Source organism: Deltaproteobacteria bacterium GWC2_55_46 (assembly GCA_001595385.3).
Taxonomy (GTDB): domain Bacteria; phylum Desulfobacterota; class GWC2-55-46; order GWC2-55-46; family GWC2-55-46; genus UBA5799.
On the sequence record LVEI03000001.1, the window covers coordinates 514,755 to 539,032 of the forward strand.

The 24,278-nt window shown below is 56.0% G+C and carries 24 protein-coding genes; 15 read left to right on the plus strand and 9 right to left on the minus strand.

The features are described 5' to 3' along the window. The first annotated feature begins 162 nt into the window (after window positions 1-162). A complete protein-coding gene (locus tag A2V21_302455) occupies window positions 163-525 on the plus strand; it encodes a hypothetical protein (GenBank protein ID OIJ73223.1) in 363 nt (120 codons plus the stop codon). Here the strand turns inward: A2V21_302455 and A2V21_302460 are convergent. Then, window positions 522-2,450 carry a hypothetical protein gene (locus A2V21_302460; protein ID OIJ73224.1) on the minus strand — a complete coding sequence of 643 codons (1,929 nt, stop codon included), beginning with the start codon at window positions 2,448-2,450 and terminating at the stop codon, window positions 522-524. The genes A2V21_302455 and A2V21_302460 overlap by 4 nt on opposite strands. Before the next feature lie 29 nt (window positions 2,451-2,479). Beyond that, entirely contained in the window at window positions 2,480-2,953 is a 474-nt protein-coding gene (locus tag A2V21_302465) for a hypothetical protein (GenBank protein ID OIJ73225.1), read from the minus strand. Between the two features lie 345 nt (window positions 2,954-3,298). Between A2V21_302465 and A2V21_302470 the strand changes: the two genes are divergently transcribed. Continuing rightward, window positions 3,299-4,018 carry a hypothetical protein gene (locus A2V21_302470; protein ID OIJ73226.1) on the plus strand — a complete coding sequence of 240 codons (720 nt, stop codon included), beginning with the start codon at window positions 3,299-3,301 and terminating at the stop codon, window positions 4,016-4,018. A gap of 192 nt (window positions 4,019-4,210) precedes the next feature. Then, the gene (locus A2V21_302475; GenBank protein ID OIJ73227.1) at window positions 4,211-4,456 is read left to right on the plus strand and encodes a hypothetical protein; all 246 of its coding nucleotides are present in this window, start codon (window positions 4,211-4,213) and stop codon (window positions 4,454-4,456) included. A 64-nt stretch (window positions 4,457-4,520) separates the two neighbouring features. Here A2V21_302475 and A2V21_302480 read toward each other — a convergent pair whose 3' ends face one another. Both A2V21_302480 and A2V21_302485 read right to left on the minus strand, forming a co-directional pair. Then, window positions 4,521-6,215 carry a proline--tRNA ligase gene (locus tag A2V21_302480; GenBank protein ID OIJ73228.1) on the minus strand — a complete coding sequence of 565 codons (1,695 nt, stop codon included), beginning with the start codon at window positions 6,213-6,215 and terminating at the stop codon, window positions 4,521-4,523. Window positions 6,216-6,321: 106 nt separating this feature from the next. After that, a complete protein-coding gene (locus tag A2V21_302485; GenBank protein OIJ73229.1) occupies window positions 6,322-8,244 on the minus strand; it encodes a hypothetical protein in 1,923 nt (640 codons plus the stop codon). Between the two features lie 166 nt (window positions 8,245-8,410). Between A2V21_302485 and A2V21_302490 the strand changes: the two genes are divergently transcribed. The 12 genes from A2V21_302490 (at window position 8,411) to A2V21_302545 (ending at window position 21,027) form a co-directional block, all read left to right on the plus strand. Continuing rightward, a complete protein-coding gene (locus tag A2V21_302490) occupies window positions 8,411-9,442 on the plus strand; it encodes a rod shape-determining protein (protein ID OIJ73230.1) in 1,032 nt (343 codons plus the stop codon). 25 nt (window positions 9,443-9,467) lie between these two features. Beyond that, complete coding sequence (locus tag A2V21_302495; protein OIJ73231.1) at window positions 9,468-10,319, plus strand: rod shape-determining protein MreC; 852 nt, start codon at window positions 9,468-9,470, stop codon at window positions 10,317-10,319. Between the two features lie 95 nt (window positions 10,320-10,414). Then, window positions 10,415-10,903, plus strand: coding sequence for a rod shape-determining protein MreD (locus A2V21_302500; protein OIJ73232.1), 489 nt, complete (start codon window positions 10,415-10,417; stop codon window positions 10,901-10,903). Continuing rightward, complete coding sequence (locus tag A2V21_302505) at window positions 10,900-12,861, plus strand: penicillin-binding protein 2 (GenBank protein OIJ73233.1); 1,962 nt, start codon at window positions 10,900-10,902, stop codon at window positions 12,859-12,861. Before A2V21_302500 ends, A2V21_302505 begins: the two co-directional genes overlap by 4 nt. Next, entirely contained in the window at window positions 12,854-13,945 is a 1,092-nt protein-coding gene (locus tag A2V21_302510) for a rod shape-determining protein RodA (GenBank protein OIJ73234.1), read from the plus strand. The genes A2V21_302505 and A2V21_302510 overlap by 8 nt, the downstream gene beginning before the upstream one ends. After that, entirely contained in the window at window positions 13,939-14,403 is a 465-nt protein-coding gene (locus A2V21_302515) for a hypothetical protein (GenBank protein OIJ75018.1), read from the plus strand. Before A2V21_302510 ends, A2V21_302515 begins: the two co-directional genes overlap by 7 nt. Beyond that, window positions 14,400-14,888 carry a hypothetical protein gene (locus tag A2V21_302520; GenBank protein ID OIJ73235.1) on the plus strand — a complete coding sequence of 163 codons (489 nt, stop codon included), beginning with the start codon at window positions 14,400-14,402 and terminating at the stop codon, window positions 14,886-14,888. Before A2V21_302515 ends, A2V21_302520 begins: the two co-directional genes overlap by 4 nt. Then, the gene (locus tag A2V21_302525) at window positions 14,885-15,442 is read left to right on the plus strand and encodes a 2'-5' RNA ligase (protein OIJ73236.1); all 558 of its coding nucleotides are present in this window, start codon (window positions 14,885-14,887) and stop codon (window positions 15,440-15,442) included. The genes A2V21_302520 and A2V21_302525 overlap by 4 nt, the downstream gene beginning before the upstream one ends. A gap of 23 nt (window positions 15,443-15,465) precedes the next feature. Beyond that, a complete protein-coding gene (locus tag A2V21_302530; GenBank protein OIJ73237.1) occupies window positions 15,466-16,497 on the plus strand; it encodes a recombinase RecA in 1,032 nt (343 codons plus the stop codon). An 8-nt stretch (window positions 16,498-16,505) separates the two neighbouring features. Beyond that, a complete protein-coding gene (locus A2V21_302535; GenBank protein OIJ75019.1) occupies window positions 16,506-17,666 on the plus strand; it encodes a type IV pili twitching motility protein PilT in 1,161 nt (386 codons plus the stop codon). Between the two features lie 204 nt (window positions 17,667-17,870). Further along, window positions 17,871-18,347 carry a hypothetical protein gene (locus tag A2V21_302540; protein ID OIJ73238.1) on the plus strand — a complete coding sequence of 159 codons (477 nt, stop codon included), beginning with the start codon at window positions 17,871-17,873 and terminating at the stop codon, window positions 18,345-18,347. A 43-nt stretch (window positions 18,348-18,390) separates the two neighbouring features. Then, window positions 18,391-21,027: an alanine--tRNA ligase gene (locus tag A2V21_302545; GenBank protein OIJ73239.1), complete on the plus strand. Its 2,637-nt coding sequence runs from the start codon at window positions 18,391-18,393 to the stop codon at window positions 21,025-21,027. A gap of 88 nt (window positions 21,028-21,115) precedes the next feature. On the opposite strand, the gene A2V21_302550 is transcribed toward A2V21_302545, so the two are convergent. The 5 genes from A2V21_302550 to A2V21_302570 form a co-directional block, all read right to left on the minus strand. Further along, window positions 21,116-21,475, minus strand: a complete 360-nt coding sequence (locus A2V21_302550) for a hypothetical protein (GenBank protein OIJ73240.1) — start codon at window positions 21,473-21,475, stop codon at window positions 21,116-21,118. Window positions 21,476-21,619: 144 nt separating this feature from the next. Further along, a complete protein-coding gene (locus tag A2V21_302555; protein ID OIJ73241.1) occupies window positions 21,620-21,928 on the minus strand; it encodes a ferredoxin in 309 nt (102 codons plus the stop codon). Further along, the gene (locus A2V21_302560) at window positions 21,925-23,013 is read right to left on the minus strand and encodes a hypothetical protein (protein OIJ73242.1); all 1,089 of its coding nucleotides are present in this window, start codon (window positions 23,011-23,013) and stop codon (window positions 21,925-21,927) included. Before A2V21_302560 ends, A2V21_302555 begins: the two co-directional genes overlap by 4 nt. 10 nt (window positions 23,014-23,023) lie before the next feature. After that, a complete protein-coding gene (locus A2V21_302565) occupies window positions 23,024-23,296 on the minus strand; it encodes an AbrB family transcriptional regulator (protein ID OIJ73243.1) in 273 nt (90 codons plus the stop codon). Between the two features lie 266 nt (window positions 23,297-23,562). Then, entirely contained in the window at window positions 23,563-24,273 is a 711-nt protein-coding gene (locus A2V21_302570; protein OIJ73244.1) for a hypothetical protein, read from the minus strand. Between the last annotated feature and the right edge of the window lie 5 nt (window positions 24,274-24,278).

Sequence of the window (24,278 nt, forward strand, 5' to 3'; positions counted from 1 at the left end):
GGTGTTGAAAAACATCCTGCCAAGCAATCCAGGGACGGATTGCCAGATTGCGAGACTTGAAAAGTCGAGCAATCTGTAAGATTTGGACTGATTCACTCAGGCCAAATCGCAGTTGAAAAAGTCCTGGATGGACTTTTTCAAAATCCTGTTAGGAGAATAAGGGTGACAGAAGCTTCAACTATTAACACGGAAGAGCACAGGGAAGAGCTGGAACGGGTGCTTGAGCATTACAACTTAACCCCGGCATGCCTGTCGTTCACCGATAGCTTCCCGAACGAGCCAATGAGGGCCTCCAAATGCCAGAAGCTCTTAAGCAGGATAATATTCAAGAGCCTTATAACGGCGGAGGAGAAAGAGGCGGCGCTTAAGGAGCTTCACCTTTTTCCTGAGGACGTGAAAGAGCTTGAGGACGACCGGATGTTCCTTAAGCACACCCTTCTTAAATATATCTGTTCCATACAGCAGCGCTGGCAGCCGGCGTATGAGTGCGCCAAGTGGGCCTTCTACCATATGAGGCGGGTTTAAAAGTACATGTTCCAGGACAACACCCCCTCCGTCGAATAAAACCCGTCGAACTTTTCCTTCCTGACATTAAGGGTCACGGCCTCATCCCTTTTAACAGAGAAGGTCTGATTAAATTCGATTGAGGCGATATCGTGGCTGTCACCTGGCCCGAAGGATGCCGCCATGAGCTCGACCTGCGCCTTCCACCAGCCGGTTAGGGGGCGTATGGCGCCAGCCCGGACGCTGCCGCCCAGGGCATAGCCGTCGTCAAGGCCGCTCCCGAATTTTGCCTCAGGGCCGATAAAGCCGTAGACGAGCAGACCGCCAGAGGCGGAGTAGCTCAGGCCCGGCCCGCCGGAAAGCCTCGCAACGGTCCTGTGCTCTCTTTTGCGCATCTCTTCTCTAAAGACATCGGCTGAGACCCTCCATGATACGGGCTTGAAGAAGTCATCGCGCGGGGCGACCGAGTTGATATCGACGAAGGTCAGCCTCTCAAGCGTCAGCTTCCTCTCCGTAAAATTGTATCTCGCCTCGCCTTCCATAAATATTATCGCCGCGCCCGGCAGATAGCCCGGGTCAGGGTCCATAAGCGCGTGGTTTGCCGGCCTGAGCTTAAGCGAGAGAAATGAAGCCCCCTCTTTTACGCCGCCGCCAAAAGCGATCTTTGCCGGGCCGTGCCCTTCCTCGGGCGGCACGGGCGCATCGACCTTGTATTCTGGTATAAGTCCTTGAGCGCTCCTCGCGCCAAGGACCTTGAGGAAGCTCGCGGTATACTCTTCCTTACTGAGCATCTCCCTCGAGTACCTGTACTGAAGGTACTCTGAAGCGAGGTCAAGAACGCGCGCCTTCTCCTCCCTGCTCAATCGCTCTTGAGAGAGCTGGCCTGGGTCTTTCCTGCCAAATGCCATATCAAGGGCCAGGAGGCGCGGCCCGGCGCCGAGCGTCGTCTCAATGTGCCTTATCCTTGTCGCCTTGGCCGGCCTGTAGAGCGCGGACCCGGAATCGAAACCCGCCTTCTTAATGGCCTTGACGGTGTCCATAGGTATCACCCATGGCGGGAGTAATTTAATGATATCCGTCCCCGGCCTTGCCGCCTCAAGCACAAGAAGAAGGTTATAAGAGCAGTTCTCGTCGAAGAAATAATAATAAGTATAAACGTCCTTCAGCTCCCAGAGGTGCAGTAGCAGCCTTTCGACCTCCTCCCTGGAAAACTCAAGCCTGTACTCCCACATGTCCCTGTTCTCGAGGTTGCTGTACTCCTTTATCTTTTCATAATAGGGGAGCACCCCAAAGTAGCCCTTGTAGAAACCGAAGAGGCCTTTGGCGGCGAAGAGTATCCCGTTGGTCTCGCCGGTCACAGCCGTATAATTGACGGCAAAGGAGAAAAGGCTCGACTCCTTGCCGGAATCTATCCTCAACAGGGTGTGGCCGAACATCGAGGCCGGGCTGTTCATGTGAGAGACCGGAAAGATGAGGACCGCGGACCTGGGGTCGAGGTTTCGGGAGAACTCCCTGAACCCTTTACAGTCCGGGCCCGGAAGCTTGGAAGAGTCTATCTCAAGCTCCTCGTCAAGCCACTTGTACCTGGCAATGAATCTGCATTGTGGATGGAGGTCTCCGTCGGTATCGGTCCTGAAAAAGGACCTTATCGTGGCGCGCATTTCTTCCAGCGGGTCGTCCTTGCCGGAAGGCGAATTGAAGAAGGCAGGGTCGTCCACAAGGCTCTTATAGCCGCCAGGAAGAGTCGGCCTGTAATGAAGAAGCACCTGCCACTGCCGCTTTTCATGGAGTTTGAGGGCTACGGCCTTATCCGCCAGCTCATCTTTATAATCGACTTCCGCAAAAGCTCCCGATGGGAAGGCGAAGAACAGGAAGAGAAAAAAAAGAGGCCATGCGGGAAAGGTCCCGCACGGCCAACTGGTCGAAAGATTAAAACGTCCCTGCACTGCGCTCGAATTCAAGCCCGGGCCGGCCTTTAAAGAGCTACTTTGGCGATGTTGTCAATGACATCGGCAGACTGTACGTCCGCGGAGGTATATATGCTTTTGAAATTGGACTGGACAGAGGCGTAGAAAGCCGACCTCTTCTCAGTTGGGACCTCCATGAGCTCGGCAAGGGTCACAAGAGTTTCGCCGCTGCCGGCGGCCATATCCTGAGCCAGCGTTTCCATGTTGGCCGCCACGAAGGTCTTCAGCCTGTCGTTACTGACGAAGCTTGCCGGCTGCTTGCACTCAAGGGTGCCGGATGAGATTCCGAATGTCTGGTTGCCGAAAGTCCCGTTCGTTGTGACGGCGAATACCTGGAATAGCGTCTTCTCCTGGCCTATCTCCTTAAAGAGCATGTAGCCGAGGCCGCAGCCTACGTTGGTATCGTACGCGGCATGTGCAGGAAGCGCGGAAAACCCGGTCAGTATAGCGAGAGCAGAGCCTAATACCATAAACCTTTTCATGCCAGCACCTCCCCAAAATGTTTTTCTTAATAGGTTAATTCAAAAACCACGCTTGTCAACCTGACATACTGCTTTTGCGTCAAGGCGGCTTGCCAGGTAAGAATGCCGGGCACCTGTAAAAAAAGTTCCCAGTCTACTGTATCTTCGCGAAAATAACGCAATACAAGGCACTTAGGAACAGGTCCGCTACTAAAAACAGCTCCATCAATAGCAGATCGCTGGAAAAAAGTTTTACTGCCATTCATCTCCTGTAAAAAGAAATAGAAGCCGGATCAGAGACTTACAAAAAGGGCACGTCCTTTGCAATTCACATATTCTCAAATAAACCGTTGGAGGAGGTGCGAGATGAGGCGCTTAAGGAATCTACTAGCAGGGGTCGCGGCCGCTACTACGCTCTTTGCCGGCGCCGCGTATGCCGAGCCGACGCTACAGCTGGACATCCTTGACGGGGTATACGACACCAATACGGAGACGATAGTGGCGACGTCCGACCAGTTTACTCTTTATGCCCTGCTCCTCCCGGACCAGGACACCCTTCTTGGCGACACGTTCTATATCTCGGCGGCGCTGGTCCCGCAAACAAGCACCTCGACCGACCTGGGCTCCTTCACCTTCAACGGCACTACCATAGACGTCACGGCGGATATGGTCTACGGAGTGCCTCCGCTTGAGGCGAACCTCGCCTTTGACGCCAACGACCTTTCGAAGCACGGGATATTCCCGACCTACTTCGCTGAGTTCGAGTTTACGTTCGACCCGAACAATACGGCGACCGCGTACAACACCCAGGACGATGCCGGTGAGGGTCCGACACCCGACCCAAATGGCACGATGTATTTCGAGGACTTCCTCGTTGACGTCTCGAACCTGGACGGGGATTACACTATACACTTCGACCTGTACACCAAGGATGGGGTCGAGGGCGATATCGACAGGGATGAGTTCGCACCGTTCTCCCACGACGCCGAGTCAGGCCCAAGGCAGGTACCGGAGCCTTCGACATTGCTCCTGCTTGGGACCGCTGCCTCCATTATCATAGCGTCACGCAAAAAGAATAAAGGATAGAAAAAAATTTACAGTGGGAGCGGAACTGGGATAAGCGTGCAAGAACAAATACTTGCCGGAGATCACCGTCCGCCCCGCTGTAAAATATTCTTACAACGCAATAACGGAGTTCCTTGAAATTAAAGGGATCTGGCGATTGGCACTGTTATTGCGATACAAACAGGTACATCAAACCTGAAAGGAGGAAACCGCATGAAAGCACTCTTGACAGCCGCTATCCTGGCGCTTGGCTTAACTGTCGCGAGCCCCTCGACAAGCCATGCTTGGGGCTGGTTCAACTTCAACTTCCACAACAACAATACCAATAGCACTTACGAAAACAACACCAACGGCACTTACGACAACAACGAGAACCATGCCGTGCCAGAGCCAGGCACAATGGCCCTGCTCGCCGCTGCGGCCGGCGCCATCTATCTTAGAAAAAGGACCCAAAAGTAACGAAAAAAAAGCCGCCACCTGAGAAAGGTGGCGGCTGCCTCAAAACGACCCAGTCAGGTCAATATCATAAATTGAGAGTTTTTTTCACCTCGGAGACGGCCTCTTCGACCTTGACAAGCCTCACTTCCCCGCTCATCCTCTCTTTTATCTCCACAAGGCCCTGCTTGAGGTTCCTCTCTCCAATGATCACGCGCACTGGTATGCCTAAAAGGTCCGCGTCCTTGAACTTAACGCCCGCCCTCTCGTCCCTGTCGTCAAGGAGGACGTCCATCTCTTTACGGATGCTCTCGTATAACTCCTCCGAGACCTTGCGCGTCTGGTCGTCCTTTACGTTCACGGGCACCACCTCGCAGTCGAAAGGCGCGAGCGGCCTGGGCCATATTATGCCAGCCTCGTCATGGTTCTGCTCTATGGCTGCGGCTGCGGTCCTGCCGATGCCTATCCCGTAGCAGCCCATGGTCATGACCTGCTCCTTGCCTGCCTCGTCAAGGAAGGTCGCGCCCATCGCCTCGGAATATTTGGTGCCGAGCTTGAAGACATGCCCGACCTCTATCCCGCGCTTTATCTCAAATAAGCCATCGCACCTCGGGCATTCATCCCCGGTCGCGGCGTTCCTTATATCGGAGTAGACGGCATTAAAGTCCCTGCCCGGGAGCACGTGTATAAGATGCGCTCCGTCCTCGTTCGCGCCGGTAACGCCGTTAGAAATACCCCTTACAGCGAAGTCGGCGTAGACCGGGATAGAGAGCTTCACCGGACCGGCGAAACCAACGGGCGCTCCTGTAGCCTTCTTCACAGCCCCCTCTTCGGCGAGCTTCACCCAGGCAGCGCCGGCCACGTTCCTGAACTTGAATTCATTCAACTGATGGTCGCCCCTTACGAGGGCGGCGGCAAGCCCCTTGTCGGTCTCGTAGATAAGGGTCTTTATCATAACCTCAGGCTTGACCTTGAGAAAACCGCTTACCTCCTCGATGGTCTTCATGTTGGGCGTCGATACCCTTTCGACGGAAGGCGCTGAAGCGGGGTTTCCGGCCCTATGCTCGCGTATCTCAGCCCTCTCCACATTGGCTGCGTATGAGCACTTCGCGCAGCTCGCTATCGCGTCCTCTCCGCTTTCCGCCAGCACCATGAACTCGTGAGAGAACCTGCCGCCTATGGCCCCTGTCTCCGCCTCCACGGCCCTGAACTTGAGGCCGCACCTCTGGAATATCCGCGTGTAGGCGCGGTACATGTTCTCGTACTCCTCGTCCAGGCTCTCCGCGGTGGCGTGGAAGGAGTAGGCGTCCTTCATTATGAACTCCCTGCCCCTCATGAGGCCGAACCTCGGGCGTATCTCGTCACGGAACTTTGTCTGTATCTGATAGAGGTTCAAGGGAAGCTCCCTGTAGGAGCGCACCTCCCTCCTCACCATGTCGGTTATCACCTCTTCATGCGTAGGGCCCAGGCAGAATTCCCTGTCGTGCCTGTCCTTGAGCCTCAGCAACTCCTTCCCATACTCGTCCCACCTGCCGCTCTCCTGCCATAGCTCAGAGGGGACGACCATGGGCATCAGGACCTCCTGCGCCCCGGCCCTATTCATCTCATCCCTCACTATGGCCTCTACCTTCCTTACCGTCCTGAGGCCGAGCGGCAGGAGGTTATAGATGCCAGCGGCTACCTTCCTTATCATACCGGCCCTCATCATGAGCTTCTGGCTTATGACGTCAGCATCTGCCGGGGACTCTTTCAGTGTCGGGAGCAGCATCCTCGAATAGCGCATCTTGTCTCCGTATTGTTAAAAATGAAATGGCCGGTCGTCCCGGCCTTGTCACACAGGTTTTGAAGCAGCCGGGGGCATTCCCCCCGGCGGTTTTAATATGCCTTTATCAGAGCTCGCCTTCGTTTATCTTTATCTTCGCGTTCTCCCTGAGGCCTGCGAGCCACTTGCCGAGGACCTCGTCCTGCTTCTCTGCAAGGACCCTGGCGCGTATCTCTTCTTTTTTCGCGTCGAGGCCGGCTTCCTGCGCCTCTTTCACACCTGCGAATTTAAGGACATAATGGCGGCCTCCCTGCGAGAGGACCTCAGGGAAGTAAGGAGATTTCTCATCGAGCTTGAAAAGCGTTTCCTTGTCGCCGACAAAGAGGCCTGTGCGCGGCATGAAGCCGTCGGTGCGGCTGAAGTAGCCGGTAGAGGCCACTTTCAAATTCTCCGAGCCTGCCACCTTTGCCATATCTTCTCCGGCCTTGAGCCTGTCAAGCATCTTGACGGCCTTCTCCCTTGCTGCCAGCCCTGCTTTCTCTTCAGTAATCCTGCCCTTGACCACTGAGGCGACATCCTTAAAGTCGTGGACGCGCGCATCCTGCCTCTGTACGGCCCTCAAGAGGTACGCGCCATCTTCGGTCTCTACTATCCTGGAGCCCTCGCCGGGATTAAGCGTAAAGACGGCTGATTTGAGCTGCTCGTTACGCGCAAGCTCCACGCCCTGGTCGTCCTCTGAGAAAAATCCCGTAACCCCCGCCTTGAACCCCTTTGCAGAGGAGGCTATCTTTTTAAGCTCGTCATCGCCCTTTGCCTGTGCCGCTTTTGCGTCAAGCGCCGTAAGGGCCTCCCTCGCAAGCTCTACAGCCTTCTGCCCGGCGAGCGCCTCTTTTATCTCTGGCTCAACCTCCTTTACAGGCTTGAGCCCCGCATCCTTTTTCTCCTCGACCTTTATGACATGGTAGCCGAACTCGGTCTCTACCACGCCGCTCACTTCATTCTTGTTGAGCGCGAAGGCAGCCTCCTCGAAGGCCTTTATCATAACACCCTTCTGGAACCATCCAAGCTCGCCGCCCTGCCTGGCGCTCCCTGGGTCCTGAGAGACCTTCTTCGCGATCGTCGCGAAATCCGAGCCGGATTTTACCTTCTTCAGAATATCGTCTATCTTCCGCCTGGCCTCTGCCCTGGCCTTCTCCTTGTCGGCGGCAGCCGCATCAGACCTTATGAGTATATGCCTTGCCTTAACGGCCGCCGGGGTCTCGAACCGCCCCTTGTTCTTCTCGTAATACTCCTTCACCTCGGCTGACGTCACCTCGGCCTTGCCCTTGAAGTCGTTAAACCCGGCGAAGGCGTAGAAGGCATTCACCCTGGCAGGGGCCATGAACTCCGAGGCGTTCTTCTGCAGGTATGCCTTCGCCTCTTCGTCCGTAACGGTTATGCCGCCCTTTGCCGCGGAGATGTCGACGGCGATGAAGCTCAAGTCTATCTTCCTGTTCTCGCTGAAGTACCTCTCGCGGACATCCTCTTCGCTTACAATGACGTCCTTCAAGACCTTATCCCTTATCTTCGAGGTTATAAGGTCTGCCTCAACGTTTCCTTCAAACTCGGCGGGGTTGATGCGGTTCGAGCTTAAGACCTTGAAGTAAAGGTCCTTGTCGAAGGCGCCGTTGCTGCTGAACGCCGGGATGGCCTTTATCGCGTCCTGGACATCCTTGTCGGTGACGTCTATGCCCTGCTCCTTTGCCTCTTTTATGGCGAGGAGCCTGTTTATAAGGATATCGAGGGCCTTTTTCTTGAGATTGAGCCTCTCCGCCATCTCCTCAGTAAACTGCTCCTTGAATGTATTCCGGTAATATTCAATCTCCCTTTTGTAGAGGTTCGCGTAGTCCCTTGAGCCTATCGACTCGCCGTCGACTGTCGCTACCACGCCGGAGGCGTCTTCGCCTCCTGAGTTCGGCCCTACACCCCAGAATATAAAGACTACAATGATGGCGGCGAAAGCAATCAATATAACGACGGAATTTCGCCTCTTTCTGATACCCTCGAGCATTAACGCCTCCTGAACGCCGGCCTACCCCGGTCGATGATTAATCTGATTCAAACAGTTATCATAATGAAATTTGTATGTAAATTCAACTTTTTTCCTTGCCAAGCCGAAATGTTTTCTGTTAATATTTTTTATATCACGTATTAATTTCAAAGGAGTCCGGAAACACATGTTTAATTACCTTTTAGGTCTTTTCTCAAACGACCTCGCGATAGACCTTGGCACAGCCTCTACCCTCATATACGTCAAGGGCAAGGGGATAGTCTGCAACGAGCCTTCGGTCGTCGCCGTCAAAAAAGACGGCAAGGGCAAAAGGGTCCTCGCCGTCGGCAGGGAAGCCAAGGCCATGCTGGGGCGCACGCCCGGGAACATCACCGCGATAAGGCCCTTGAAGGACGGGGTCATCGCCGATTTCGAGGTCACCGAGGAGATGCTCAAGTACTTCATCGCCAAGGTGCACAACAGGAGGCTCCTTGTGCGCCCCCGCATAATAATCGGCGTGCCCTCAGGCATAACCCAGGTAGAGAAGAGGGCCGTAAGGGAATCGGCCTACTCTGCCGGCGCCGCAGAGGTCTATCTGATTGAAGAGCCGATGGCGGCCGCGATAGGCGCGGGCCTCCCCATAACCGAGCCATCGGGCAACATGATAGTCGACATCGGCGGCGGCACCTCCGAGATCGCCGTCATATCGCTCGCTGGCATAGTCCAGTCAAAGTCGATAAGGATCGGCGGGGACAAGCTCGACGAGGTGATCGTCCAGTACATCAAGAGGAAGTACAACCTCTCGATAGGCACCGGTGTAGCGGAGATGATAAAGATGTCGCTCGGCCTGCCTATGCCTGAAGAGAAGACGCATAAGCTCGAGATAAAAGGCTCGAACCTCATAACAGGCATACCCACCACCCTTGCGATAGAGTCCGGCGAGATAAGGGAAGCCCTTAACGAGCCGATCAACGCCATCATAGAGGCGATAAAGCACGTCCTCGAGACGACCCCGCCGGAGCTTGCCGCCGACCTCGTCGACAAGGGCATAGTCCTTGCCGGAGGGGGCGCGCTCATAAAGAACCTCGATACGATACTGAGGGAAGAGACCCAGCTACCGGTCACGATCGCCGAGGACCCGCTCACCTGCGTCGTCAAAGGCGCCGGCAAGGTCCTTGACGAGATGAAGCTCCTTAGGGAAGTGACCATACCAAACTGATAAAGGCAAAGCCGGGTAAACGTGGATGCGGTCATCTGAACGTAACATCTACTCTTTTTTAAGAAAGCACCAGCTTATCATCATCTCTACCGTCCTGGCGCTCTTTTCCCTGCACCTCGCCCTCACCGGCAAAAGGGATTACGAGAGGGGCTATCTCCTCAAGGAACTCCTTGCGTACACGGTAGCCCCTGCGCAAAAGATGGTCCTGGGCGCGGAGGCCTTTGTCAAGGGTATCTGGACCGACTACGTCTTCCTCGTCGGCGTAAGGGACGACAACGAAACGCTCACAAAGACGGTAGCGGCCCTCAGGCAGGAGAACAACAGGCTCGTCGAAGAGCTTAAGCTGAACGAGCGCCTGCGCGCCCTCATCGAATACAGAGAGGGCCTTCCATACAGCGCCTACGGCGCTGGAATAATCGCCCTCAACAAGGAGAGCTGGACCAGGACAGTGGTGGTGGACAAGGGCAAGGAGGACGGCATCGCGAAAGACCGCGCGGTGATCTCCCCCCATGGCATAGTGGGTCGTATCCTTGAAGTACAGAACCATACCGCCCGCGTGCTGCTGGCCACCGACCTGAGGTCGAACATAGACGTGGTCATCCAGCGTACGCGCGTTAAAGGCGTGGTCGAGGGCAACGGCTCCGACGGCATCATACTCAAGTACATCAGACAGGTCGACGACGTCCAGGTCGGCGACCTGGTAGTGACCTCGGGCCTCTCCGGGATATTCCCCAAGGGGCTCGTCGTAGGCGAGGTGACCAAGATAGAAAAAGGCGGGGATAACTTTTTCAAGCACATAGAGGTCAGGCCCGCCGCAGACACAGGCAGGCTCGAAGAGGTGCTGATCCTGAAGGAAGATTCCTTCTACACTGAATAGCTCTCCGGCGTTTTTAGCTCTTTTCACCCCCCGGTCTTTTCTGTTAAAATCCGGATTAGAATGTTCCCGCCTGTGGCGGGCGCAGCAGGCACGAAATGAAAGAGTTCATCTTATTTCTTCCGCTTACAATCGCGTATCTGGCTCTTAAGAGCACGCTTTTCCCGGGCATTCCGCTGCCGGACGTCCCACTCATAATCGTCTTTTACATGGCTTACAGGAAGGCCTCCGCCGAAGGCGCCATCTCGGCCTTCGCCCTCGGGTACCTGGACGACGCCTTCAGCGGCGGGATAATCGGCACAAGCTCCTTCGCCCTTATCGTCATATTCCTGGCGGTCCGCTACCTCGCCTGGATAGTCCAGTTCACCACCCCGGCAATCAGGGCCGCCGGGGTGTTTGCAGCCGCCCTGATGAAAGGCGCGCTCACCTATTACGCCCTCAAGGTCACGGACGTCGACGTCTATTTCTTCTCCGGGGTGGTCCTGGCTGCCATGGTCACCGCGTTCCTGGCACCAGCGGTAATCGCGCTCCTTCAGAAGATTACCTCCCTTGTGACCTCCCATAAGTTCAAGGACAGCGAGAATTGAGCAGAAGCTATTTCAAGGACAAGGAGCCCCGTGAATTCAAGGGCAGGGTCTTTGCCGCCACCATCCTTGTAGGGGCCCTCTTTTTCATCATTACCGCGCGCCTGTGGTACCTGCAGGTCCTCGAGCACTCATACTTCAACGAACTATCCCTCAACAACGCGACACGCCTGATAAAATCCCCTGCCCCCAGGGGCGTTATCTACGACCGCGTTGGGGTAAAGATCGCAGAAAACCGCCCCGGATTCGACCTCTACATCATGCCGGAGGACGTAAAGGACTGGGCCAGGACCAAGGAGATGCTCACGCGGCTCGTGGGCATCGACGAGGAGACCGTCAACGAGAAGCTCGCCAAGAAGAGGGCGCCCTTCAACGCGGTCAAGCTCAAGGAAGACCTCTCATGGGAGGAGACCGTAAAGATAGAGAGCTTCAAGTTCGAGATACCAGGCATAATGCTCGACGTCTCGCCGAAGCGCTCCTATGTCTTCAGCGAGGCCACCGCCCATCTCCTCGGCTACATAGGCGAGATAAGCGAGCGGGAGCTTAAGGAACGCGAGGAGGAGGAGAGGTACTCTTCCGGCGACCTTATCGGCAAGTACGGGCTTGAGAAGTACTTTGAGAACGAACTCCGCGGGGTGGACGGCGGCAAGGAGCTTGAGGTAGACGCCCTTGGCAGAAAGATAAGGGTAGCCAACTGGATACCCCCCTACCCCGGCAACAACATGAAGCTCACCATCGATATAAAGACCCAGGTCGCGGCATGGGCGGCCCTGAGCGGCAAGGTCGGCGCGGCGGTCGCGATGGACCCGAAGACCGGCAAGGTCCTCGCCATGGTCAGTACTCCTGGGTTCGACCCCAATGCCCTGTCCACCCGCATAACCAGGGACGAATGGAAGGCGATAGTGGAAAACCCCCTTAACGTGCTCAACAACAGGGCCATACAGGCGCAGTACCCACCGGCCTCCACCTATAAACCTATCCACGCGGCCGCCGCCCTCGAAGAGGGGGTCATAACGTCGAACACCATGATCTACGCCGGCCCGTCCTTCTGGTTCGCCGGCAGGGCGTACAGGGACTGGAAGGAGGAAGGCCACGGCACTATAAACGTGCACCGGGCCATAGTGGAATCGTCAGACACCTTTTTCTATCAGGTCGGATTGAAGCTCGGGATAGACCGCCTGGCAAACTATACCAAACGCTTCGGCTTCGGCACGAAAACAGGGGTGCCGCTCCACAATGAGAAGTCCGGCCTGGTGCCGTCCTCGGAGTGGAAGCTCAAGACCTACAAGATAAAATGGTACGAGGGCGAGACCATATCGGTATCTGTGGGACAAGGGTATACGCTCACCACCCCGCTTCAGCTCCTTAACGCCTACGCGGCTATCGCCAACGGCGGCACGCTGTGGAGGCCGCTGCTGGTCGATGAGGTCACCACACCGGACGGCAAGCTCATATCCAAAGCAACGTCCGAGAAAAGGGGCGAGCTGGGAATATCCGAGAAGACGATGGCTGTCGTAAGGGATGGCCTACGCGGGGTCACTCACGAGGAGGGCGGCACGGCCCGGTTCCTCAGCAGGCCCGTTGACCTTAAGATCGCCGGCAAGACCGGGACGGCACAGGTCACAAGGCTCATAAAAAGGACAAAGAACATCGAATCCATCGCGTACAAGTACCGCGACCACGCCTGGTTCGCCGGGTTCGCTCCATATGACGACCCGCAGATAGCCGTAGTGGTCATCGTAGAGCACGGCGGCTTCGGGGCGTCGGCGGCCGCGCCTGTGGCCAAAGAGATGTTCAAGGCATATCTCGAAAAGGAAGAGCCCGGGGCCGGGATAGAGACACAAACGCCGCCCTCGGAATTGGAGTCGCCGGATGAAGACCCCTCGGAGGCTAACCCGGCTGTCGTACCGGTGAGAGCCCCAGGGAAGAGTACCCCCCGGCAGGAGACTATCGATGATTGACAGGCGGCTTTTCACGCATTTCAACTGGTCTATACTCTCCGTCATCATCGCCCTCATCTTCGTGGGGTTCATGAGCATATACAGCGCCACGCACGCCCAGATGCCGTCCATATACAAAAAAGACGTCTACTGGATGAGCATAGGCGCGGCCTGCATGCTCTTCGCCATAGTCATAAGCTATGCCTATCTGGAGCGCGCAGCCTATTTCATTTACGGCGCATCGCTACTGCTCCTAATCTCGGTATTCTTCATCGGAAGTTCCTTCGGCGGGGCCAAGAGGTGGATCTCGCTCGGTTTCTTCTCGCTTCAGCCGTCGGAATTCGCCAAGATCGCGCTCATAATCATGCTCGCCAAGTACTTTAACGAGAAGATGGTGCCGGACAGGGGCATGGGCCTTAAAGACCTCATCCTGCCGGGCCTTATCATGATAATCCCCTTCCTGCTCATAGCAAAGCAGCCGGACCTTGGCACCGGGATAATAATCTGGATGATATTCTGGTCCATGGCCTTTATCGTAAAGATAAGGACAAGGGTCATAGCTGGCCTGGGACTGCTCTTCGCGGCCATGGCGCCTATCGCCTGGGTCTTCCTCAAGGACTACCAGAAGGCGCGGCTTACGAGCTTCATGAGCCCGGAGGCCGACCCGCTGGGCACAGGCTACCATGTCATGCAGTCCAAGATAGCCATAGGCTCCGGCGGCGTGCTCGGCAAAGGCTTCCTTCACGGCACGCAGGGCAATCTCATGTTCCTGCCAGAGCACCATACCGACTTCATCTTCGCCGCCCTGGCCGAGGAATGGGGGCTTGCCGGGGCGCTCGTGGTCATAGGGCTCTTCCTCGCCCTCATAATATCGGGGCTCCATACCGCCACGGGCTCAAAGGACAGGTTCGGCTTTCTCCTTGCCTTCGGCATTACCGTCATGTTCTTCTGGCAGATAACCATAAACCTGGGCATGGTCTCGGGGCTACTGCCCGTGGTCGGCGTACCGCTCCCCTTCATAAGCTACGGCGGGTCGTTCCTTATAACCTCGATGATAGCCGCAGGGGTGCTCCTCAATATAAACATGAGGAGGTTCATATTCTGAGAGACCGCCTGGCCGTTTTTCTCGCAACCGGCGCTTACCTGGGCAGGGCCCCGGTCATGCCCGGCACCTTCGGCACGCTATGGGGCGTGCCCATAGCCTGGCTCTTGTCAGGGCTTGCCATACATTGGCAGGCTCTGGCCACGATAGCCGTCATCGCGGTCTCTATCGCTGTCTCATCAGAGGCCTCCAGGATACAGGGTACTCACGACCATCCCTCCATTGTGGCCGACGAGATAAGCGGTTATCTTGTGGGCATAATACTGCTTCCGTTCACGGCCATAAACGCAATATTGGTGTTTATTCTTTTCAGGTTTTTTGATATTCTTAAGCCCTATCCGGTATCCTGGCTGGACAGGCGGTTAAAGGGCGGGACCGGTATAGTGCTGGACGACCTGGCCGCCGGCGTATACGCCAACATTGCAGCCCATCTCGTCCTCTGGCTTGCCGGGAAGATATGATAGCGGCCCTTATAGGAGAATCCCTTCGGAGAAAGGGGCTCAAATTGGCGATCGCCGAGTCATGTACCGGGGGTCTTCTTTCAAGCCTTATAACCGACGTGCCGGGGAGTTCCGATTACTTTAAAGGCGCTATCGTTGCCTATGACGATAGCGTAAAGATATCACAGCTCGGCGTCAGGAAGGCCACCCTCGCCTCTTTCGGCGCCGTCTCAAGGCGGACAGCCGCGGAGATGGCTAAAGGCGCGAGAAGCAGGCTTAAGGCCGATATCTCGGCAGCTGTAACAGGCATAGCAGGGCCTGGGGGCGGCACCCCAAAAAAGCCGGTCGGCCTTGTATTCATTGCCGTATCCAAGGGCTCAAGGACTACTGTCAAGAGGTTCCTCTTCAAGGGCGGAAGAAAGTCGGTAAAAAAGAGCTCGGCTCAAGCCGCCCTCAAGATGCTCGCGGATGCTGCCGGCATAAAGACAGACGGAGGCCTGAAATAAGGACCTTCATAGCCATAAGGATACCAACGGAGGTCAAGGAAGCGCTCCGCGCAGTACAGGAGAGCCTTGACCGGGGTTTTAAATCGGTGGGCTGGGTAAGGCCCGAGGCCGTGCACCTGACGCTTAAGTTCCTCGGAGAGGTCGACGATAAACGCCTCGAAGAGCTTGGCAGCGCCCTTCAAGAGGCCGCCTCCGGCATCCCCCCATTTAGCCTCACGGTAGAAGGGGTTGGCGGGTTCCCAAACCAGAAGAGCCCGCGGGTCATATGGGCAGGTATAAAGGAGAACGAATCGTTTGCGAAGCTCCAGCGCCAGGTGGAAGAGCACCTCAATGCGATAGGCTTTGAGCGCGAGGAGCGCCCCTTCACCCCGCACCTTACGCTTTGCCGGATAAAATCCATTGGGGACGGCAAGGCATTGGGAAGGCTCCTGGCAGATATAAAGCCGCAGATAAAGGCGGATTTCAGAGTTTCTTCGGTAATACTCTTTAAAAGCGAGCTGAAAAAAACCGGGGCCGAGTACACGGCCATGAAAGAAGCCGCTCTCAAACCTTAAAACCCAGAAGGAGGCCGCAATAGATGTCCACTACGCCCACGACCACATCGGCAAACAAGACAAAGGCGCTTGACCTCGCCATAAGCCAGATAGAAAAGCAGTTCGGCAAGGGTTCGATAATGAAGCTCGGCAAGGACGGCGCCCCTGTGAAGATATCGGCCGTATCGACCGGATCGACGGCCCTCGATATAGCCTTGGGGATCGGCGGGGTCCCAAGGGGAAGGGTAGTCGAGGTATTCGGCCCGGAGTCTTCAGGAAAGACCACCCTTACGCTCCACATAGCGGCTGAGGCGCAGAAAAAGGGCGGGACAGTAGCCTTCATCGACGCCGAACACGCCCTCGACCTCTCGTACGCCAAGAAGCTCGGAGTCAACGCCGACGACCTGCTCCTTTCACAGCCGGATACCGGCGAGCAGGCCCTTGAGATAGCCGACGTCCTCATAAGAAGCGGCGCTGTCGACCTCATCGTCGTAGACTCTGTCGCCGCGCTCGTGCCAAGGGCCGAGCTCGAAGGCGAAATGGGCGATTCGCACATGGGCCTCCAGGCCAGGCTCATGAGCCAGGCGCTCCGCAAGCTCACCTCGACCATAAGCAAGTCCAACACCTGCGTCATATTCATAAACCAGATAAGGCACAAGATAGGCGTCATGTTCGGCAGCCCGGAGACCACCACCGGCGGGAACGCGCTCAAGTTCTACGCCTCCATCAGGATGGACATAAGGAAGATCGGCCAGCTAAAGCAGGGAGACTCGGTCATAGGCAACCGCATAAGGGTCAAGGTCGTTAAAAACAAGCTCGCCCCGCCCTTCAGGGACGCCGAGTTCGACATCCTCTTTAACGAGGGCATATCGAGGGAGGGCGACATCCTTGACCTCGGCTCCGGCGTCGATATCGTCGAGAAGAGCGGCTCATGGTTCTCCTACAACGGCGAGAGGCTCGGCCAGGGGCGCGAGGCCGCGAGGTCGTACCTCCGTGAGCACCCGGAGGTGGCCGCGGACATCGAGCAGAAGATACTCCAGCACTACGGCATCAAGACAAACGAGGAGCAGAAGTAATGGCGGAGATAGACTTAAGTTCCATCCTGAACGTCGCCGTCAAGGGCAAGGCCTCTGACGTGCACCTAAAGGCTGGTGTGCCCCCGATACTGAGGGTGCACGGCTCTCTCGTGCCGATAAAGAACCACGAGAGGCTCGCGCCTGATGAGATAGCCAGGGCAGCGATGAGGCTCATGAGCGACGCCCAGAAGGAGACCTTCAGGCAGAACCACCAGCTCGACATGGCCTACAGCGTCCCAGGCCTCGGCAGGTTCAGGGTAAACATATTCCAGCAAAGGGGCGCGGTCGGCATAGTCCTCAGGGTCATCCCGATAAAGATACAGACCTTCGATGAGCTTAACCTGCCGAAGGTCCTTGAGACCGTCGCAAACGAGATAAGGGGCCTGGTCCTTGTGACCGGGGTCACCGGCAGCGGGAAATCGACAACGCTTGCCGCCGTGCTCGACTATATCAACAACCACAAATCCAGCCACGTGATAACCGCCGAAGACCCCATCGAGTTCCTTCACAGGGACAAAAGGTGCATCATCAACCAGAGGGAGATAGGCATGGACGCCCCGAGCTTCTCGGACGCGTTGAGGGGCGCCCTCAGGCAGGACCCGGACATCATCATGGTCGGCGAGATGAGGGACCTTGAGACGATAGAGATAGCCCTCACAGCGGCCGAGACCGGCCACCTGGTCCTTTCCACCCTCCATACCATCGACGCCATGGAGACCGTGAACAGGATAGTATCGGTATTCCCCCCGTACCAGCAGAAGCAGATAAGGATACAGCTCGCGGGGGTAATAAAGGCGATAGTCTCCCAGAGGCTCATGCCCACCAAGGACGGCCAGGCGCGCGTGCCGGCCGTAGAGGTCATGGTCTCCACCGGGCGCATAAGGGAGTGCATCGAGGACAAGGAGAAGACAAAAGACATCGCCGACGCCATCTCCAAAGGCTACACCACATACGGCATGCAGACCTTCGACCAGTCCATCATGTCTCTGCTTAACAAGGGGCTCATCTCCTACGAAGAGGCCCTGAGGCAGTCGAGTAACCCGGCTGATTTCGCTCTCAAGGTAAAGGGTGTCTCCGGCACGAGCGATATGGGATGGAAGGACTTTGAGAAAAACGAGAAGGAAGGCGGCGGCGCCACGCCCCCTCCGGCTGACATAGAAAGGTTCTGAGGGGGGACCTTTTTTGTTGTCCCTTGACAGGTTGCTGAAAAATACAGATTTTGTTCAGGCTGCTTAAAAAACCATATGCGAGGCCCCAATGAAATCGGGGAGCGAGGAAGGAGGCGTACTTCTTTGGTACGCCGCACTGACTCGCTTTGAAGGCAACGACGCAGATGGACTTATTTCAGCCTGCTAAGTCCTCCCCTCCCCATTATGAAAGAAAGGCCGCAAAAGAAGAACGGCATAAGCGCCAAAGGGGCGGCGATGCGCCTCCTCTCCATAAGGCCCAGAAGCGTCCGGGAGATGGAGACGAAGCTCAAGGAAAAATTTGATACTGACGAGGCCGGAGAAGCCGTCCAGTACCTCATCGAGCTTGGCTACCTCGACGACGAGAAGTTCGCGAGAGGGCTGGCCGAATCACGCGCCAGACACAAGGCATGGGGGCCAGCGCGGATAGCCAGAGAGCTATCATTAAAGGGGATCGAAGAAGGCATAATAAAACTGGTATTAATTGAATCGGCGCCTGAAGAAGAAGGCGCAAACGACGCGCTCAAGAGGTGGCTCAAGAGGAACAGCTCGGTCAAAGGGCCCAAGGCGCGGGAGCGGGCCTTCAGGCACCTGCTGGCAAGGGGCTTTTCAACCGGGGCCATAATGAAGGTCCTGGGCGGCCTCTCTGTAGATGACGAATAGAGATTGATATTAAAAAAATATTATTTTATCAACGGGAAAGAGTATGAAGTCATCAGACATCAGAAAACGTTTTCTGGATTACTTCGCGAAAAAGGGCCACACGATAGTGCCGTCGTCCGGCCTTGTGCCAAAAGGCGACCCAACCCTCCTCTTCACGAACGCTGGAATGGTCCAGTTCAAGGGGGTCTTCCTCGAAGAGGAGACAAGGGATTATACAAGGGCTGCGTCATGCCAGAGGTGCATGAGGGCGGGTGGCAAGCACAACGACCTCGAAAACGTCGGCAGGACCGCCAGGCACCACACATTCTTCGAGATGCTCGGCAACTTCTCATTCGGCGACTATTTCAAGGAAGGCGCCATAGAGTTCGCCTGGGAGTTCCTTGCAAAGGAGATGGGCCTCCCCAAGGACAGGCTCTGGGTAACGGTATTCGAGAGCGACGACGAGACCGCCGGGATATGGAAGAAGGTAGCCGCCATCCCTCCTGAGCGTATAGTAAGGCTCGGGGAGAAGGACAACTTCTGGTCGATGGGAGATACCGGCCCCTGCGGCCCGTGCTCCGAGATACTGATAGACCAGGGGCCTCATGTCGGCTGCGGAAGGCCGGAATGCGCCGTAGGGTGCGACTGCGACAGGTACCTGGAGCTTTGGAACCTGGTCTTCATGCAGTACGACAGGAGCGCCGGTGGGAAGCTTACCGGGCTGCCTAAACCATGCATAGACACCGGCATGGGCCTTGAGCGCCTTTCAGCAGTCATGCAGGGCAAGCTCAACAACTACGACAGCGATCTTTTCTCGGCTATCATAGGGAAGATTCTGGAGCTGTCTTCGGTCAAATACGAAGCAAACCCTGAAACAGACGTATCCATAAGGGCGATAGCCGACCACGCGAGGGCGATAACATTCCTCATGGCCGACGGGGTGTTGCCGAGTAACGAAGGCCGTGGCTACGTGCTCCGGAGGATAATCAGGAGGGCGGCCCGCCACGGAAGGTATCTGGGGCTACAGGAGCCTTTCCTTTACAAGGTGAACGGGGCGGTAATCGAATCGATGGGGGCGATCTATCCGGAGATAGTAAAGGCCAGGGACCTCATCGCCAGGGCCACCAGGGGCGAGGAGGAACGCTTCTTTGAGACACTGGAGCGCGGCCTCGCCCTCCTTGAAGGAGAGGTAAAGGCCCTGAAGGAGATGAACGCGACGGTAATACCAGGCGACGTCGCCTTCAAGCTCTACGACACCTTCGGCTTCCCTGTGGACCTTACCGCCGACATAATAAGGAAAGAAGGCTTCTCAGTCGATGAGGACGGCTTCGGCAAGCTCATGGAAGAGCAGAAGAAGACGGCACGGGCCTCATGGAAGGGGCTTGAAGGCAAGTCCTCCTCGCAGGAGTTCTACAAGAGCCTCTCTTCAGCCGGGCTCTCATCTGAGTTCGCCGGCTACCACATGGACGCCGTCTCCTCAAGGGTCCTCTGCCTTATTAAGGACGGACAGACGGTAGACGCGGCCTTCTCCGGCGAAGATGTCGAGGTCATAACCGGCGAGACGCCTTTTTACGCCGAATCAGGCGGACAGGTTGGAGACACGGGCGTGATCGTCGGCAAGGGCTTCAGCCTCAAGGTAATGGACACGAGAAGGCCGGTAAATAACCTCATAGTCCACTATTGCAAGATCGAGGAAGGCTCGATAAACGTAGACGACACGGCTGAGCTGGCGATAGATATAGAAGCCAGGAACGCAATACGCAGGAATCACACCGCCACGCACATACTCCACGCCATACTGAGAAAGACAGTAGGCGAGCACGTCAGACAGGCAGGCTCTCTCGTGGCCCCAGGCTACTTCAGGTTCGACTTCAGCCACTTCGAGCCGCTGGGGGCTGACACGATAAGAAAGATCGAGCAGGAGGCGAACAGGGCCATCCTTTCAAACAGGGAGGTCACGACAGACGTCCTCTCCTACACCGAAGCCGTAGAAAGGGGGGCGCTCGCGTTTTTCGGAGAGAAATACGGCGACCTCGTGCGCATGGTGCAGGTCGAGGGAGTAAGCGCCGAGCTATGCGGCGGGACTCATGTGAGGAGGAGCGGCGATATCGGTATCGTCAAGGTCACAGGTGAAAGCTCGGTAGCCGCTGGCGTAAGAAGAATAGAGGCCGTGACCGGAGAAGCTGCCCTCGCGTTCCTCAACCAGGCCGAGGATACGCTTAAGGAAGCGTCGGCGCTCCTTAAGGTGCCCAGGAACGACGTGCCTGAGAGGATAAAAAAGCTCTTCGAGGAAGAAAAAGAGCTTGGCAGAGAGATAGAGCGCCTCAAAGGCAAGGAGAAGGCAGGAGCCGCTGGAGAGCTCTTGGAATCTGTGCGCAAGGTGGCTGGCGTGAGCGTTCTCGCCACGAAGGTCGCCGGCGACGCCAAAGAGCTACGCGAGATGGCTGATGCCCTGAGGCAGAAACTCGGAAGCGGCATAGTCGTTCTCGCGGCCGAGCAGGACTCCAAGGCGCTGCTCCTTGCTGCCGTTACAAGGGACCTGGTATCACGCTACAGCGCCGGAGAGATAATAAAGAGGCTCGCGCCAATAATAGGCGGCAAAGGCGGCGGAAAGGCCGATATGGCGCAGGCCGGCGGGGCTCAACCCGAAAATATCGGCCTGGCTATCGATCAGGCGTACAGGACGATAGAAGAGCTGTAAAACAGCCTTATTGGTGAGATTGCGATCAACAAAAAGCCCGGTCATCCCGGGCTTTCGCGTTTTAGTAGTTTTTTAAGTAGTACTTAAGTCAACAGCACGACGACCACTTCATCATCGCCGTCGTAAGACCAGAGGAGAGTTTCGCGAAATCGCTCCCAAGCTCCAGCCCGTCGGCCGCCGCCTCCTTCTTCCCGGTGACAGCGTAATCGAGTATCTTTGCCGCCTCTTCATGAAAGGAGGCGTGGAGGTTCCTGATCCTCGTCCAGCTCTCTCCTTTCTTCTCATGATCAGGCAGTCCGTGCAGCCATTTTCCGAAGTCGCAATTGTTGTCTGCCTTGACCTTGGCTACCGACCACTCGCTCTGGCCTGTCTCGATAGCCTTCTTAAGCCTTACCTTCCACATGCCATGCGCCCCGATAGCCTGCTTGATCTCGTCTGCCTTGGACATCTTTAAGCCTCCTTAGCTGTATGCTTTAGCTCTATTTCGCAACCCTGACCGGGAACTTTACAAAAAAACACTTTCTACCCCCTGTCGATCTTTAATTAGAAGCAAGATATGTCCTGTGTTGTTAAAAACAGCTAAAAAATTATCTCAGCAGCACGCCCCTTTGCCATTATCACCATTATCCGCCTCACTTCCGCAGCCGCACGAGACATCACCAGTTACCATTCCCCTTATAAGCGCAGCGGCGCAGCCGACTCCGGTTTTGACCTTGATGGCCCCGTGCTCGCAATTCCTCATGCAGGCGCCGCATTCCATGCAAAGGTCCCTATCGGTCAGCCTTGCCCTTTTATCCGCCATGACGAACACCCCATGAGGGCAGACATCGGCGCAAAGTCCGCAGCCCTTGCATTTTTCCGTATCATACCCAAGGGTACAAACAGCTTCCAGATACCTCATAAGAGCCCCCACTGGCTTATCTTGAACGCGATGAAAAGCAAGAACGCCATACCCGTACCAGCAAGGTAGACAGGAATCGAAAACTTAAGCTCCTTATTGACCCCCGAGGCCCCCGTGAAAGTAGTAGAGCCCGTGAACTGAAGGGCCATGTACGAGCTTGCGAGGGGAAAGAAAAGCAATGACGCCGCCTTTAAAAGGACGCTTTCCGGGGCGGGAATAAAAAACGAGGCGACGAGAACAGAGGCAAGCCCGGCAAGCCAGCCTTTTATGGCGAACGGCCTGAATGGTATGTACGGCAGCAGGGCCGGGGTAAGCAATGCGCCCGCCAGTACGGAGACGAGCCCCAAAATAATGAGCGGCCCGCCGTAGCCAATTGCCGCTTCGAAGGAGATCCCTCTGGTGGTAAGTCCGGATAACGCAAAGAGCAGTAAAGAGAAGATGGCAAATATCTTGAGCGCGGGCCTGAGCTCCATAGGGGTAAGCACGAGCCTGTCCTTCAGGCTGAATTGGACCAGCCTCATCCCCGCGCTCGCCTTATAGCCTGAGCTTACGAATTCTTTCAAATCGGAGGCCAGCACAGGGCCGTATATAGCCCTGAAGCCGGTCTGCTTCCTGACCTCAGGGGCCGAAACACCCGGTGCGCCTAGCTGTGGCAGTATGAGACGCCTGTGTGATACCTTTTCATGGAGCCTTTCCGAGAATACCTTTTTTACAAGCTCATCCGTGCCGAATGTCCCCTTCCCTGCGGCGCACCAGACGTTTATGCCTTTGGTATCAAGGACGAGCAGCCATGCGTCCACGCCTGGTATAGATCCGCGTAAAATATCGAAGCTCATCTTGTAGTTCGCGGTTACAAAAACGTCTGAGCCGGGGCCAGGGCTGCCCAGGGCGTAAAGCCCGGGCACGACTACATACTTCATCCTGTACGCGCCTATCCTGCATCTGAAATGGTCTATGCGGTCTTTCCAGGTGACAGCAGAATCAGTGCTTAAGGGCTTTTTCCCCGCGTCTTCAGTTGGACAACATTGAGCGGTATTTGCCCCGCAGCAAGCGGCCTTCTCTCCGAGCCGTGTCTTCTTTTTCATGGAAGCCTCCTCAGAGCATCTCTCTCATGACAGGGCCGAGCCTGTGTTTGAGCATATCCACCAGGTCTTCTACCTTGACGAGGGTGATACAGCAGACCTCGCCGTCCTTCTCCCATGTGGCTACCGCGAGCTTGTCTCCGGCCCTTATGCCGGCCTTCTCCCTCAACTCTTTTGGCAGCACCATCTGCCCTCTCTCGTCAACGCTTACGACGGCCTCTACCTTGCAGCCCTCCACCCTCTTTACATCAGTCCCGCAGCAGCCCCCATCCTTCTTCCTCGCCATATCTCCTCCAAATTATCTTACCAATCAGACTTATCAGAATCATCAGAATTATACTCCAATCCTCCGGAATGTCAACGGCTTTTCGCCAACATGGAAAAGACGCACCTGTTCCGATCCCAATACGAATGGTGAAGGTATCTGTGCTGAAAAAAGTCATGATCTACGAGAATTATAAGAAGACAAGGCGCGCGGGACTGGCCGCGGCTGCGTAGCTGGGGCTGTTTAGGGATAAACCGATGGGCGGAGATGAAACTGATCCCTGGGGCTCAGGGCTTTGCTGGCGTGCGGAGCAGGTTCATGTACATCTGGGCCATCTTGTTGCCGGGGTTCTCTCCGAGCACCTTCAGCCATTCGGCCTTTGCCAAATCACGCTGCCCCATGACGTAGTGGGTAAGCCCGAGCTGTATCCTTGAGCCAGGGTAATCGGGGTGCTCCTTTATGGTCTCATTGAACTCACGAATGGCGCTCTCAAAGTCCTTCATATCCCTGTAGACGACCCCAAGGCTGGTCCTGATATCGACGAACTCGGGCCTGAGCCTCAAGGCCTTTTTGAACTCTTCGGCTGCCTCGGTATAGAAGCCGAGGTCCTTGTAGATAAGCCCCAGGTCGGCGTGCATATTGGCGAGCTTGCCTTTGACGTAAGGGTCGAGGTAACTCTCGGCGCCCCTCCTGGCCAGCTTCGCGAGCGAATATACCTCGGATGATTTATCGAACTGGCCGAGCTCGTTGTAGACTACCGAAAGGTTGAGCGACGCCTCTGTATAATCCGGGTTTATCTCAATGGCCTTCATAAAAGACCTGATGGCGTCCTCGAACCTGGTGGCGTTGTAGTAGATGAGCCCGAGCATATTATGTACGTCCGCGTACCCGGATTTTTCGATCGCCACCTTCTCCAGGTACTGCTGGGCCGTATCGAGCTTTTTTTCGTCAAAGGCCCTCTTGCCAAGGTCGTAATTATGCTGCCAGCCCTTCTCCATATGCC

Coding starts and splice junctions, on each gene's coding strand:
- A2V21_302465 (OIJ73225.1), bottom strand. CDS start 2,953: ATGAAAAGGTTTATGGTATTAGGCTCTGCTCTCGCTATACTGACCGGG.
- A2V21_302470 (OIJ73226.1), top strand. CDS start 3,299: ATGAGGCGCTTAAGGAATCTACTAGCAGGGGTCGCGGCCGCTACTACG.
- A2V21_302475 (OIJ73227.1), top strand. CDS start 4,211: ATGAAAGCACTCTTGACAGCCGCTATCCTGGCGCTTGGCTTAACTGTC.
- A2V21_302480 (OIJ73228.1), bottom strand. CDS start 6,215: ATGCGCTATTCGAGGATGCTGCTCCCGACACTGAAAGAGTCCCCGGCA.
- A2V21_302485 (OIJ73229.1), bottom strand. CDS start 8,244: ATGCTCGAGGGTATCAGAAAGAGGCGAAATTCCGTCGTTATATTGATT.
- A2V21_302490 (OIJ73230.1), top strand. CDS start 8,411: ATGTTTAATTACCTTTTAGGTCTTTTCTCAAACGACCTCGCGATAGAC.
- A2V21_302495 (OIJ73231.1), top strand. CDS start 9,468: ATGCGGTCATCTGAACGTAACATCTACTCTTTTTTAAGAAAGCACCAG.
- A2V21_302500 (OIJ73232.1), top strand. CDS start 10,415: ATGAAAGAGTTCATCTTATTTCTTCCGCTTACAATCGCGTATCTGGCT.
- A2V21_302510 (OIJ73234.1), top strand. CDS start 12,854: ATGATTGACAGGCGGCTTTTCACGCATTTCAACTGGTCTATACTCTCC.
- A2V21_302520 (OIJ73235.1), top strand. CDS start 14,400: ATGATAGCGGCCCTTATAGGAGAATCCCTTCGGAGAAAGGGGCTCAAA.
- A2V21_302530 (OIJ73237.1), top strand. CDS start 15,466: ATGTCCACTACGCCCACGACCACATCGGCAAACAAGACAAAGGCGCTT.
- A2V21_302540 (OIJ73238.1), top strand. CDS start 17,871: ATGAAAGAAAGGCCGCAAAAGAAGAACGGCATAAGCGCCAAAGGGGCG.
- A2V21_302545 (OIJ73239.1), top strand. CDS start 18,391: ATGAAGTCATCAGACATCAGAAAACGTTTTCTGGATTACTTCGCGAAA.
- A2V21_302550 (OIJ73240.1), bottom strand. CDS start 21,475: ATGTCCAAGGCAGACGAGATCAAGCAGGCTATCGGGGCGCATGGCATG.
- A2V21_302555 (OIJ73241.1), bottom strand. CDS start 21,928: ATGAGGTATCTGGAAGCTGTTTGTACCCTTGGGTATGATACGGAAAAA.
- A2V21_302560 (OIJ73242.1), bottom strand. CDS start 23,013: ATGAAAAAGAAGACACGGCTCGGAGAGAAGGCCGCTTGCTGCGGGGCA.
- A2V21_302565 (OIJ73243.1), bottom strand. CDS start 23,296: ATGGCGAGGAAGAAGGATGGGGGCTGCTGCGGGACTGATGTAAAGAGG.
- A2V21_302570 (OIJ73244.1), bottom strand. CDS start 24,273: ATGGAGAAGGGCTGGCAGCATAATTACGACCTTGGCAAGAGGGCCTTT.